The 12,753-nt window shown below is 64.9% G+C and carries 14 protein-coding genes and 1 tRNA gene; 7 read left to right on the top strand and 8 right to left on the bottom strand.

Annotated elements, in window-relative coordinates:
* The coding region (locus KDJ86_RS11390; protein ID WP_291745652.1) for a radical SAM protein at nt 1-401 on the bottom strand (401 nt) is incomplete at its 3' end.
* 117 nt (nt 402-518) lie between these two features.
* Between KDJ86_RS11390 and KDJ86_RS11385 the strand changes: the two genes are divergently transcribed.
* Nucleotides 519-896 carry a gamma-butyrobetaine hydroxylase family protein gene (locus tag KDJ86_RS11385; protein WP_291745651.1) on the top strand — a complete coding sequence of 126 codons (378 nt, stop codon included), beginning with the start codon at nt 519-521 and terminating at the stop codon, nt 894-896.
* A 24-nt stretch (nt 897-920) separates the two neighbouring features.
* Here the strand turns inward: KDJ86_RS11385 and KDJ86_RS20595 are convergent, their stop codons facing one another.
* The 3 genes from KDJ86_RS20595 to KDJ86_RS11370 form a co-directional block, all read right to left on the bottom strand.
* On the bottom strand, nt 921-1,979 hold the full coding sequence (locus KDJ86_RS20595) for a L,D-transpeptidase (protein WP_367116787.1): 1,059 nt from the start codon (nt 1,977-1,979) through the stop codon (nt 921-923).
* 163 nt (nt 1,980-2,142) lie between these two features.
* The gene (locus KDJ86_RS11375) at nt 2,143-3,195 is read right to left on the bottom strand and encodes a Gfo/Idh/MocA family protein (protein WP_291745649.1); all 1,053 of its coding nucleotides are present in this window, start codon (nt 3,193-3,195) and stop codon (nt 2,143-2,145) included.
* A gap of 8 nt (nt 3,196-3,203) precedes the next feature.
* A complete protein-coding gene (locus KDJ86_RS11370; RefSeq protein ID WP_291745647.1) occupies nt 3,204-3,989 on the bottom strand; it encodes a ThuA domain-containing protein in 786 nt (261 codons plus the stop codon).
* 175 nt (nt 3,990-4,164) lie between these two features.
* On the opposite strand from KDJ86_RS11370, the gene KDJ86_RS11365 reads away from it, so the two are divergent.
* Both KDJ86_RS11365 and KDJ86_RS11360 read left to right on the top strand, forming a co-directional pair.
* Nucleotides 4,165-4,773 carry a DUF922 domain-containing protein gene (locus KDJ86_RS11365; RefSeq protein ID WP_291745645.1) on the top strand — a complete coding sequence of 203 codons (609 nt, stop codon included), beginning with the start codon at nt 4,165-4,167 and terminating at the stop codon, nt 4,771-4,773.
* 14 nt (nt 4,774-4,787) lie between these two features.
* Nucleotides 4,788-5,273, top strand: coding sequence for a cyclic nucleotide-binding domain-containing protein (locus KDJ86_RS11360; RefSeq protein WP_291745642.1), 486 nt, complete (start codon nt 4,788-4,790; stop codon nt 5,271-5,273).
* On the opposite strand, the gene KDJ86_RS11355 is transcribed toward KDJ86_RS11360, so the two are convergent.
* From KDJ86_RS11355 to KDJ86_RS11340, 4 genes are all read right to left on the bottom strand, one after another.
* The gene (locus KDJ86_RS11355; RefSeq protein WP_291745641.1) at nt 5,233-6,039 is read right to left on the bottom strand and encodes a metallophosphoesterase family protein; all 807 of its coding nucleotides are present in this window, start codon (nt 6,037-6,039) and stop codon (nt 5,233-5,235) included. The genes KDJ86_RS11360 and KDJ86_RS11355 overlap by 41 nt on opposite strands.
* A 152-nt stretch (nt 6,040-6,191) precedes the next feature.
* A complete protein-coding gene (locus KDJ86_RS11350) occupies nt 6,192-7,100 on the bottom strand; it encodes a pirin family protein (protein ID WP_291745639.1) in 909 nt (302 codons plus the stop codon).
* 528 nt (nt 7,101-7,628) lie between these two features.
* Nucleotides 7,629-7,703: transfer RNA gene (locus KDJ86_RS11345), tRNA-Val, on the bottom strand.
* 99 nt (nt 7,704-7,802) lie between these two features.
* A complete protein-coding gene (locus KDJ86_RS11340; RefSeq protein WP_291745638.1) occupies nt 7,803-8,477 on the bottom strand; it encodes an HAD-IA family hydrolase in 675 nt (224 codons plus the stop codon).
* A 281-nt stretch (nt 8,478-8,758) separates the two neighbouring features.
* Here KDJ86_RS11340 and rpiA point away from each other — a divergent pair, with 281 nt between their 5' ends.
* The 4 genes from rpiA to KDJ86_RS11320 form a co-directional block, all read left to right on the top strand.
* A complete protein-coding gene (gene rpiA, locus KDJ86_RS11335; RefSeq protein WP_291745637.1) occupies nt 8,759-9,466 on the top strand; it encodes a ribose-5-phosphate isomerase RpiA in 708 nt (235 codons plus the stop codon).
* A gap of 29 nt (nt 9,467-9,495) precedes the next feature.
* Entirely contained in the window at nt 9,496-9,996 is a 501-nt protein-coding gene (locus tag KDJ86_RS11330) for a DUF2059 domain-containing protein (RefSeq protein ID WP_291745635.1), read from the top strand.
* Between the two features lie 50 nt (nt 9,997-10,046).
* A complete protein-coding gene (gene gorA, locus KDJ86_RS11325) occupies nt 10,047-11,450 on the top strand; it encodes a glutathione-disulfide reductase (protein ID WP_291745634.1) in 1,404 nt (467 codons plus the stop codon).
* Nucleotides 11,451-11,645: 195 nt separating this feature from the next.
* Nucleotides 11,646-12,753, top strand: a 1,108-nt coding sequence (locus tag KDJ86_RS11320; protein ID WP_291745633.1) for a 3-deoxy-7-phosphoheptulonate synthase class II, incomplete at its 3' end; no start/stop codon positions are given.

Raw genomic sequence — 12,753 nt, 5'->3', positions numbered from 1 at the left:
GTGTCGACGGAGACGTTGATCCGCTTTACGCCGCAGGCAACCAGGTCGTCGGCGAAACGCGCAAGCTGGGAGCCGTTGGTCGTCAGCGTCAGCTCGTCCAGGTCACCGCTCTCGAGATGGCGCGAAAGCGACCGGATGAGGCTCATCACGTTCTTGCGGACCAGCGGTTCGCCTCCGGTCAGCCGCAGCTTGCGGACACCGCGAGCGACGAAGGCCGAGCACAGCCGGTCGAGGTCCTCGAGGGAGAGCACATCGCGCTTCGGCAGGAACGTCATGTCTTCCGCCATGCAATAGACGCAGCGGAAGTCGCAGCGGTCGGTTACGGATACCCGCAGATAGGTGATGGCCCGGCCGAACGAATCGACCAGCGGCGCGCCACGGCTGTCCAGCAATTCCCCCATGGGGCGTTACCTCGAACGGTTCAGTTGGCCATATCGATACGATATGTAGCGGAAAGACGGCGGAATTCAAAGCCGCTGCCCCTTGCCGTTCCTCCGCGGCGGGCCTAGTCAGTGAGCATGAGCGAAAGACAATCCTGGCCGACCGAAATACGGCTTCGCAATGATCGCCGGTCGATCCTCATCCGTTTCGAGGATGGAACGGAGTATGACCTGCCGGCCGAGTATCTCAGGGTCCTGAGCCCGTCGGCCGAGGTCCAGGGGCACGCGCCGGATCAGCGGAAGACGGTGCCTGGCAAGATCGACGTTGCGATCACCGCGATCGATCCGGTCGGCAATTACGCGATCCGGCCGACCTTCTCGGACGGACACGATTCCGGCCTGTTCACCTGGGCCTATCTTCGCAGATTGGGGGAAGAGAATAGCGACTTGTGGAGCGCCTATCTTGCCGACCTGGAGCGGCAGGGGCTCAGTCGCGAGTCGCGGCGCCCGGGGTGAGCCGGGCGCCGGCCTGATTCCGGTCTAGTTGGCCGTCACCGGGGAGGCGGCTGCCTCGTCCTTTTCCATGACCGCAGTCACATCGTCGCCTTCGGGGGCGACTTTGGCGGGGACGGTCGCGTCGTCATCCTTGACTTCCGTGACGTCGTCGCCCGCCGGCTCCACCTTGACGGGAACGATCACGTCGTCGTCCTTGACCTTGATGGCGTCGGCCGGGACGTCGGCGTCCTCGACGGCGGCGGCGACGGGTGCAACCACCAGGACATCGTCATCCTTCACCCGAGGCGCGTCGGCGATGGAGCCGGTGGCCTCGTCGGCGGGAGCTTCCTCGGCCGCCGGCACGACGACAACCTGGTCGTCCTTCGTCAGCGGGGCTTCGGCGTCGACATCGACCTCGGCGACGACCGGCTCCGGCTCCGCCGGCTTCGGCGGAGGCGGATTCGCGAGGGCGGCGAGGCGTGCCGGGCTTTCGCGGCCAGTCAGAACGACGACGCGATCACCGACCTTGGCTTGATTGTAGAGATGGGTGACGTCGTCGTTGGTCAGCCGGATGCAGCCGGACGAAACCGCGCGTCCGATGGACCAGGGCTCGTTCGATCCGTGGATCCGGTAAAGCGTTCCGCCAATATAGAGCGCGCGTGCGCCGAGCGGGTTCTTCGGGCCACCTTCCATATATTCGGGAAGGATGCGTCCCTTCTTCTTCTCGCGTGCAATCATCTCGGGCGGCGGCGTCCAGCCCGGCCACTCGGCCTTGCGCGAGATGGTGTTCGCGCCTGACCACTGGAAGCCCTCGCGGCCAACGCCGACGCCATATTTCAGCGCCTTGCCGTTGCCGAGGATGTAGTAGAGCCGGCGCTCCGCGGTGTTGACGACGATTGTGTTCTTCTTGAACGGACCGTCGTAGCTGATCACCTGGCGCCTGATCGGCTTGTAGTTCTTCGGCACCTGGCGTTTGGCATCGGTATCGTATTTGAGCCACTTGCCGGTCGCCTGATCCCAGTAGGCCTTGACGGCCGCATTCGCCTCCGTCCCGGCAAGGACGGCAACCGCGAGTCCGGCCGCAAGGAGAATCGATTTCCGCATCTAGGTATGCCCCTGAATCATGGATTTCGTGCAGCATCGCACGTTCCCGTGACTCTTCTGTGCCGAATTTCACGTGCGTCGGCAACCGTTTGGCGCGTAGTGAGCCGTATCTTCCGGTGGATTTCGGCCGGGTGTGGTTCCGTTGCAACGAAACGCTGATTCGTTAATCGAGCCTTACCCCACCGTGACTGCGGTCGCCCGCTTCGAGGCAGAGATCAAGCACGCGCTGGATCTCCGCGCCGCGCCGGAAGGCCGGATCGGTATTCACGCCGCTGCGAACCGCGTCGATGAAGCGTTTGTAGACCGAGGGTACCGGCGCGCAGGTCACCTCACGCCAGGTTTGCGTGTCGATGTCGATGCCGGTGCACTTGCCGAGCCATGACTTGCGCCCGTCGGTGGTCATTTGCAGGCTGCCGTGGCTGCCGAACAGATCCAGGCGGAGCGTATTGGCGTAGCCCGTCGCCCAGCGGGATGCGTGGATCACGCCGAGTGCCCCATTCGCGAGCTCGACGCTCATCGAGAAGGAGTCGTTGGCATCGAGCGGATAGTCCCCGATCCGGTCGCCGTCGGCCTTGCGAAAGGTCTTGGCGCGGCTTTCCATCCAGACGATGTCGTTGGCGGCCGCATAAGTCGCGAAATCGATCACGTGGATGCCGATGTCGCCGACGACGCCGTGGCTGCCGTGCTTGGTGGACAGGCGCCACAGCCATCGATCCTCGGTCCGCCAGTCGCCCCAGTGATGGCCGACCAGCCAGCTTTGCAGAAAGGAGGCCTCGAAGTGGCGGATCTCGCCGATCTCGCCGCTGAGGACGATCTGGCGGGCCTTGTCGAGGGCGGGGGAGCCCCGATAGCTGAGGTTCACCATGTTGATGATACCGCGCTTTTCGGCTTCCTCGGTCATCTCCATGGCGCGCTGGTAGTCGGTCGCCAGCGGCTTCTCGCAAAGCACGTGCTTGTTGGCTTCGATCAACTTCATCGTGGTGGGGTAGTGGACCACGTCCGGCGTCACGTTGGTCGCCGCCTCGAAACCATTCCAGCGAATGGCCTCGTCGAGATCGGTGAACCGGTTGGAAATGCCGTGCTCCTCGCAGAAGCCGGCGAGTCGTTCTTCATTCGGGTCGACCGCCGCGACGACCTCGACGCCCTCGAGCATTCCGAATGAAAGCGCGTGCTGGCGGGCCATGCCGCCGGTGCCGATGACGAGGAGGCGTACCATCGCCGGGCCTAGCGGAACCCTGTCTCGCCCGGTGCGTGAAGCGTCGGCCCGCGCTCGACGATCGGTTCGAGGGCCTCGGACGCGGGACGGTTCGGCGCGTCGCTGATGCCGACCAGGGCGGGCGCCGGATTGTAGGCCCACTTGACGCCATTGCGCAGGACCGTTCTGACATTCTCGTCGTTGTAGATCGGGTAGACTTCGTGGCCGGGCGAGAAATAGAAGATCTTGCCGCCGCCGCGCCGGTAGGTCACGCCGGAACGGAACACCTCGCCGCCGTCATACCAACTGATGAAGACCGTCTCCATCGGCTCGGGCACGGCAAAGGGCTCGCCGTACATCTCGGACTGCGGAATGACGAAATGGGGGGCGAGGCCCCGGGCGATCGGATGTCCGCGATTTATCGTCCAGATTCGCTCTTTCTCCCCCGCTTCGCGCCAGGTCAGCGAGCAGGGCGTACCCATGAGTTTCCGGAAGATCTTGGAGAAATGGCCGGAATGGAGGACGAGCAGCCCCATGCCCTGCCATACCCGTTCCGCAACGCGATCGACGACAGCGTCGTCGACGCCGCCGTGGTCCCTGTGTCCCCACCAGGTCAGGACGTCGGTATTGGCGAGGCGCTCCTCGCTCAGGCCGTGCTCGGGCTGTTCCATCGTTGCAGTCGTTGCTTCGATGGCCGGGTCCCGGTTCAGCGCCTCGGCAATCGTTCCATGCATCCCGTTCGGATAGAGTTCGCGAACGATTTCGTTTTCGCGATCATGGATATTCTCACCCCAGACGACCACACGAATGGCCATGTTGCGTTCTCCGCATAACAATGTCTGTCTTGTGCCTCCCATCGCAAATGCCGACCGCGATGGCCAGACGCTTTTTTGGGCGAACTGCCTTCATGGCGAGGCAATTCATCGCAGGTTGCGGCGGCCGCGCGGCAGAACACCCCGACCAGTGATCCGCAAATGAGGGATATTGCCAATGGATTATCGAAGCCGCCGCCTGCTGGCCGGCCTTTTTCCGGCCCTGCTCGCCGGCTGCCTGGCGACATCCCCGGCGTCGGCCGGGCTGGTCTATTCGACGCAATACCGCACGCATCCCGTCCGCGGCACGACGCCGCCGGAGGTCTGGCGCTACATGAACGCTCACCCGATCATGGATCCGGATGATGGTGCCGCTTACGCCAACCTCACCCACGACCACGATCTGGACCTCAAGGTCGCGACCAGGAACGGTGCCTGCCGGGTGACGAGCCTGACGTTTCGCTGGCGCTTCGTGCTCACGCTTCCGAAGGCGGTCGACTACGGCCGGATGAGCGCCTCGACGAAGTCGATGTGGACGAATTTCGTCGCTGGCCTCAAGCGGCACGAGGAAACCCACCGTTCGATCTTCGTCAATTGTGGCGAGGTCTTTGTCCGGGAGGCGACGCAACTGACCGGGCCGTCCGGCTGCATCGGCATGCAGCGCAAGGTCCGGCGCTTCATCGATCAACGGTACGCGTCATGCATGGCGAAGCAGAAAGCCTTCGAGAAACGCGACAGGTCGCGGGTTCTCGGGCTCTCCTTCATTCGTGCCGCCACCGGCAGATAGCGTGGGAAAAGACGATGCGTGAGATCCTCAACTACTGTGCCGACATCCCGATCGAGCGGTTCGAAGCCGGTGCCGTCCTGCTTGAGGAGGGCAAATGGTCGGGCCGGCTGTTCATTCTCGAGGACGGCGAGGTTGAGGTCGACCGCGGCGACACGACGGTCGCGGTGGTAGGCGAACCGGGATCGATGTTCGGTGAGATGTCGGTGCTGCTCGACGTGCCGCATACCGCGACTGTGCGCGCAGCCACGGCTGTCACCGCCCGCGTTGCCGAGGACGGCACCGCCTTCATGAGGCGCCACCCGGAGGTCGCCTTCTTCCTTGCCAGGCTGTTGGCCCAGCGCCTGAACGCAGCGACGACCTATCTCGTTGATCTCAAGCAGCAATTCGAGGGACATGGCGACCATCTCGGGATGGTCGGAGAGGTACTCGACGCGCTGATCCACCAGCAGGAGGAAGACTTCATCCCGGGATCGGACCGGGAGCCCGATCCCCGGATGTGAGCCATTTCGGCGCCTGCCGCAGCGGGTCGATGGGCCGGATCAGCGGCTGGTCGAGATGGACGATCTGGCTGCCCGCGGCGGAGAACCACAACGCCGCCCGCCGATCGGTGTCGACGATGATATAGGCGGGCGGTGCGCCATACTGGTGGCCAGCGTTGAATATCCATGTCTTGCCGACCTGGTCCACCCATGACCCTTCCTGGATGAAGGGTGACTGATGGACATGGCCCGAAAACACGAAGTCGGGCTGGTATTCGCCAATCCATTTCCCGAGTTCGGCGTCACCGAAGGAACGGCTGCCGCCCCAGCTTGTCGGGCTGTTGTCCGGCGGGGCGTGATAAACCCAGATCCAGTGTGCGGGACGACGGGCCGCATCGGCGCGGAGCTGCTCCCCGATCGCCTCCTTGACCGTCGGCCCGTCCCACCAGGCGCACATGGTGAACAGGGTGTCGCCGACCAGCAGTGAATCGCCGTCGGCGGGGACGCCAATCCGATTGAGCTCCTGGATCCAGCGCGCGACCTTCTCGCCCGACTCGTTGCGCGAATCGAGGTCGTGGTTGCCGGAGCAGGTCAGCAACTGCGCCTTCGTCCTGAGCCGGTCCAGGTATTTGCGAACCACCACCACCTGCGCCCGGATATCAACCATCGACGACAGGTCGAGGTGGTCGCCGGCCAGGACCACGACGTCGTAGTCCTCCGCGACACCGACGACCCAGTCATACTGGGGCAGGGAGTAATGGAGATCGGCGACGGCGAGCAGACGCATGGGTCGGACTCCGACGGTAGCGGGCAGCGGAGCCTAGGAGGATATGTCCGTTCTGTCAGCCCGCGGTCCTGCCGGTTTTTGCGGCACATTGCCGAATAATCTCGCCGAATAATCGAAACCCGCGGCCGGACCAGGGTCGCGGGTTTCCGGGATCAGGGATGCTTGATGAAGCTGCCGTCGTTCAGTTCCCTGATAGCCTGGCGGAGTTCCGCCTGCGTGTTCATCACGATCGGCCCATACCAGGCAACCGGCTCCTCAAGCGGCCTGCCCGAGATCAGCAGGAAGCGGATTCCCTGCTCGCCGGCCTGGACGACGACCTCGTCGCCGGAATCGAACAGGATCAGCGAACGATCGCCGGTCTGGTCGCGGATGAACATCTCTTCGTCGCCGAGGCCCTTTTCGACCAGCACCCCGAAGGGCTGCGAGGCATCGCGGAACGACCCCGATCCTGCGAACACATAGGCGAATGCGTGGCGGGTGGTCTCGACCGGCAACACCTTGCGCCTGCCGGGTGGCACCGAGATATCGAGATAGCGCGGGTCGGCCGCGACCCCCTCGACCGGTCCCTTCTTTCCCCAGAAGTCGCCGGTGACGACGCGTACCACGGTACCGTCGTCATCGACGATCTCGGGAATCTCGGCGGCCTTGATGTCCTGGTAGCGCGGCGCCGTCATCTTGTGGGACGAGGGAAGGTTCGCCCAGAGCTGGAAGCCGTGCATCCGGCCAGCCGCGTCGCCCTTCGGCATTTCCTGGTGGAGGATGCCGCTGCCAGCCGTCATCCACTGGACATCGCCCGCACCGAGCGTGCCGCGGTTGCCGAGGCTGTCGCCGTGGTCGACCGTCCCGGAGAGGACATAGGTGATCGTCTCTATGCCGCGATGGGGATGCCAGGGGAAACCGGCCAGGTAATCCTCCGGTCGGTCGTTGCGGAAGTCGTCGAATAACAGGAAGGGATCGAACGCGGTGGTTTCCCCGAATCCGAATGCGCGGTGGAGCTTGACGCCGGCACCTTCGATATGGGGTTGCGCCTGGGTGACGCTGTGAACGGGGCGAAGTGACATGGGAGGCTCCCGTGATCGCTATGTTTGTCAGGACTGTGCCGATAACTCGTCAGGGTGCCGCGGAAATTCAAGACCGGCATGGCAGCTCTGCGCATCCGGGTGAACGCGGTCTGCCTCGCGAGCCGGCATTCCGGCTAACGCGTGGCACCGGCACGGCGGCGTCCACCGTTTTGCTCGACGTTGGTCGGCCGCGGCGGCGGGTCGAGGCGCGGCGATCAAGGTACGCCGGTACCGGCCCGGCGTGGAGACCCGGCCAGCCCCGGTCAGCCCGAATGATTGGCGGCAAACGAGGGTTGGCCCAATCCGCAAATTGGAGAACCGCATCCGCTGCCGGTCCCGGGCCGCTTCGGCGTCGACGGGGTTTTTTACGACTTTGCGGGTCCGGCGGTAGCGGTTCATGCGAACAGGCATGAACGAGTCCGGATTTTTCCCGAATGCCTCCGCCAGGTTCTGCCGATGTTCGCCGGTAGCTGCCGATTAGGTGTCGGCCGGCTGGTCTTCAAAGTGGCGGATTTTTGCGGATTTGGATGGTGGGCGATACTGGGATTGAACCAGTGACCCCTCCCGTGTGAAGGGAGTGCTCTCCCGCTGAGCTAATCGCCCGCCGCTGACCGGCGATATGCAGGCCGGTGGCGCTTCCTGTCAAGGCGCTACGGGCCCGGCGACGTCCGTATCCCACGCCAGGCCGGGGGCAGAATGCCTCTAGGACGGCCGATCGAGCAACGACACCGCGACGTCGTAGAGCGAATCGTACCGGTCGATGACCGCGTCCGCTCCGAGTTCCCTTGCCGGCAGGGGGCTATAGCCGAAACTGACCGCGACGACAGGGATCTCGGCCGCGCGTGCGGTTTTGACGTCGACGTCGGAGTCGCCGACCATGACCGCGCGCCGCGGATCGCCGCCAGCTACCCTTATCGTCTCGGTCAGGTGCCCCGGATGCGGCTTGCGGACGCCGAAGGTATCCTGGCCGGCAATCGCCGCGAAGCGTTCGGCGAGGTCGAGCTGTTCAAGCAGGGATCGCGACAGGCCCTCGAGCTTGTTCGTGCAGACGGCGAGCCGCCACCCGGACGCCGCGAAGCGATCGAGGGATTCCGGCACGCCCGGAAACGGCCGGCTGCCCCCGACGAGATGGCGGGAATAGTGATCGATGAACCGCTGCGTCAGTGCGTCGAGCCTGGCTTCGTCCGCCGCCTCGGCGAACGCCCTGGCGAGCATGGCCCGCGCTCCATGACTCACCATCGCAGCGGCGTGCTGCAACGCGACCGGCTGGAGCCCTTCCTCGGCGAGGATCGCGTTGAGGGTCGCGACAAGGTCGCTCGCGGTATCGACAAGGGTCCCGTCGAGGTCGAAGACAAGGGTTGGCCGCCGATCGTTCACGGCAGGCGGATCCCGGAAAGTTCGATACTGGCTTTGGCGGCGCGTCCTGGCATCGTCTGGCAGCGATTCCTTCCATCGGGCGGGGACGCTATATAGAGCGGCCGAGAGTCGGTGCCGCGATGGTTCCGGCGTGGCACGAAGACGCCGTAGATGCTAACAAGCCGCCGGGAAAATCAAGGCAGGCCGATGAATTCAGTGGTTTCACTTCCTTCCGCGCGCGCCGCGTGGCCCGAGACCGTCGCGGCCGCCCGGAGCCCGGAGGGTAACGGGTGGCGCGTCCTATGAGCGGCAAGGCCGTCGGCAACGACGCCGAACGCGTCCGCGCCGCCGGGGCGGCGCTCGACGAGGTGCGCTCCGGCATGAAGCTTGGCCTCGGCAGCGGCCGGACCGCCCACCACTTCGTTCGCCTTCTCGGCGCCCGGGTGCGCGACGGCCTGTCGATCGTCGGCGTTCCGACATCGGAGACCACCGCGCAACTGGCGAAGGCCGAGGGCATTCCGCTTGCCACGCTCGACGATCATCCCGCTTTGGACCTGACGGTCGACGGCGCCGACGAGATCGACCGCGCCTTCCGCCTGATCAAGGGCGGCGGCGGAGCGCTGCTCCGGGAGAAGATCGTCGCGTCGGCCTCCGCGCGGATGGTCGTCATCGTCGATGCCGGCAAGCTGGTGGACACGCTCGGTGCTTTTCCTCTGCCGATCGAGGTCACGCCCTTCGGGCTTGGCGCGACGCGGCTGGCGATCGAGACGGCCGCGGGCCGGCTTGGATTGACGGGCGAGCTGGTGTTGCGCATCCGGGACGATCAGCCGTTCCTGACCGACGGCGGCCATCATATTCTCGACGCATCCTTCGGCCGTATTCCGGATCCGGAAGCGCTTTCGACTGCCTTGTCGGCCATCCCCGGAGTCATGGAGCACGGCCTGTTCCTGAACATGGCGTCGGTCGCCATTGTCGGCCGCGAGGATGACGTCGAGAGGCTGACCAGATGATTGCATTCTTACAAACAGGAGCCCAAGCAATGTTCTCGACCAGAAATGTCTCGCGCGCCGCGATCCTTGCGCTGGCGGTGAGTCTTGCCGCTCCGGTCGGCGCCCAGGAAATTACCCAGAGCCACCTCGATGCCGCCCTCGACGCGTTGCGCGCCTCGCCGGCCTCCCGCAGCTATGACAACCTGCTCCCGGCCGTTGCCGAGCAGGTGAAGAGCCAGCTCATCCTCATGCGGCCCGACCTCCACACCCAGATCAGCGAGACCGTCGATGAGGTCGTCCTCACTCTCGTTCCGCGGCGCAACGATCTCGACAACGACCTTGCCCGCGTCTGGGCGAAGGGCTTCACCGAGGACGAACTGGTGACCATCGCCACGTTCTACGCGAGCCCCGCCGGCCAGAAATTCAATCAGATCGGCCCGAAAGTGATTTCGGATGCCTTCAAGGTCGCTGAAGGCTGGGCCAACCGGGTTCGCGAGGAACTGGTCGAGAAGACCCAGGAGGCGTTGAAGAACCAGGGCGTGGAGTTCTGAGCGGCGGTCCTTTCCGTCGATCCTTTCAGTCGTTCGAAGAGGCGCTTCCGGTGGCCTACGACTATGACCTGTTCGTCATCGGCGGCGGATCCGGTGGTGTGCGCGCCGCGCGTATCGCCGCGCAACATGGCGCGCGTGTTGCGATTGCCGAGGACGACAAGGTCGGCGGGACTTGCGTCATTCGCGGCTGCGTACCGAAGAAGCTCTTCGTCCATGCAGCCCATTTCGCCGACGAGCTCGAGGATTCGATCGGCTTCGGCTGGACGACCAAGGGCGTCGCCTTCGACTGGCCGACCCTTCGCGACAACGTCACCGCCGATACCGACTGGCTGAGCGGTATCTATATCCGCAACCTCGAGCGCGCGGGGGCCGAGCTGATCCGGTCACGGGCAGTGCTCGAGGACGACCACACGCTTCGCCTGACCGCGGAGGGTCGAACGGTCACCGCCCGCTACATCCTGGTCGCCACCGGCGGACGGCCGGCGATCGATGCCACCATTCACGGCTTCGAGCACGGCATCGTTTCCGACGATGTCTTCCATCTCGAACGGCTGCCGAAGCGGATGGTGATCGTCGGCGGCGGTTATATCGCGCTGGAATTCGCGGCGATCTTCAACGCCTTCGCGGTCGAAACCACCGTTGTCCATCGCGGACCCGACATCCTGCGCGGGTTCGACGCCGACGTGCGCAAGGCGGTTCATGCCGCGCTCCAGCACCGTGGCATCGAGGTTACGTGCGACACGACGGTCGCACGGATCGATCGCAACGAAAATGGCCTTGCCATCGCGATGAGCGGCGGCGAGGTGCTGGACGCGGATCAGATCCTCTTCGCCATCGGCAGGACACCCAATATCGATGGCCTTGGGCTTGAAAAGGCCGGCGTCGCCGTCGGTGCCGACGGCGGGATCGCCGTTGATGTCTATTCACGCACCAGCGTCGAGACCATCTATGCCATCGGCGACGTCACCAACCGCCTGCAATTGACCCCGATTGCGATCAGGGAAGGGGAAGCCGTTGCCGATGCGCTCTTCGCGGGGCGGCGGACGCCCGTCGACCACACGAATGTTCCAACCGCCGTCTTCACCCAGCCCGAGGTTGGCACGGTCGGCCTGACGGAGGAGGCCGCAAAGGCGGCGCATGACGCCGTCGATATCTACCGCGCAAGCTTCAAGCCCCTCCATCACCGCGTCGCGGGGCGTGAGGAGCGCATGATGCTGAAGCTCGTCGTCGATGGCGCCACCGACCGCGTGCTTGGCTTCCACGGGGTCGGTGACGGCACCGCGGAAATGGCGCAGCTCGTCGCGGTGGCGCTGAAGATGGGCGCGACCAAGGCGGATTTCGACGAGACGGTGGCGCTTCATCCGACCCAGAGCGAGGAGCTGGTCACCATGCGGACGCCGGTCGAACGCTATCGGGCGCCGATGGCGCTACCCGAACCTGCGCCTGCCGAGTGACCTGCATCGCTTGATTCCGCGGGCAAATCGGGCAGGGCCCGCGCATCGCCCGCAGCCGGCAGATGCCGGTTTGCGATTGCCGGCAATCTGGTGGCAAAGGGTGCCGGCCGCGTGTATAAACCGCGCCGCAAGACACTATTCGACGTGTATGGGAAAGGCGATCTGCGGGATGTCGCCGCAATCGGAGTCAAGTCGATGAACAAGCCCTGGAGTCCGGATGGCTGGCGCGGGATGCCGATCGAGCAGGTGCCGGTCTACACCGACATGGCGGCGCTCGCCTCCGTCGAAGAGCGGATCGCGACCTATCCGCCGCTGGTCTTTGCCGGCGAAGCGCGAAAGCTGAAGGGCGGACTTGCGCGGGTTGCCGCGGGCGATGCGTTTCTTCTCCAGGGAGGCGACTGCGCCGAGAGCTTCGCCGAGCATCACGCGGATAACATTCGCGACTTCTTCCGCGTCTTCCTCCAGATGGCGGTCGTCCTGACCTTTGCCGGCGGTGTCCCGGTGGTGAAGGTCGGGCGGATCGCCGGTCAGTTCGCCAAGCCACGCTCGGCGCCGACCGAGAAGGTCGGCGAAGCGGAACTGCCGAGCTATCGCGGCGACATCATCAACGGGATCGATTTCGACGAGGCGTCGCGCAATCCCGACCCCAATCGACTCGAGATGGCCTATCGCCAGTCCGCGGCGACGCTGAACCTGCTTCGCGCCTTCGCCCAGGGCGGCTACGCCAATCTCGATCATGTTCACCAATGGATGCTTGGTTTCGTCAGCGAGAGCCCGCAGGGGCATCGCTACCAGGAGCTCGCCGACCGCATCTCCGAGGCGATGGACTTCATGAGCGCCTGCGGCGTTGACGCCGATACCGTGCCGCAGCTTCGCTCGACGGATTTCTTCACCAGTCACGAGGCGCTGCTGCTCGGTTTCGAGCAAGCGTTGACCCGCGTCGATTCGACCAGCGGCAACTGGTACGCGACCTCCGGCCACATGGTCTGGATCGGCGACCGGACCCGCCAGGCGGATCACGCTCATATCGAATATTGTCGCGGCATCAAGAACCCGATCGGCCTCAAATGCGGGCCGTCGCTGTCGCCCGACGGCCTGATCGAGCTGATCGACATCCTCAATCCCGACAACGAGCCGGGCCGGTTGACGCTGATCTGCCGTTTTGGCGCGGACAATGTCGAAGGCAAGCTGCCGGCGCTGGTCAGGGCCGTCGAACGCGAGGGCAGGACCGTGGTCTGGTCCTGCGACCCGATGCACGGCAACACCGTCAAGTCGGAGAGCGGCTACAAGACCCGGCCGTTCG

The sequence above is a fragment of the Bauldia sp. genome (assembly GCF_020442045.1).
Classification (GTDB): Bacteria; Pseudomonadota; Alphaproteobacteria; order Rhizobiales; family Kaistiaceae; genus Bauldia.
The sequence above is the reverse complement of the archived record's forward strand: the minus strand, read 5'-3'. Positions and strand labels throughout refer to the sequence as shown.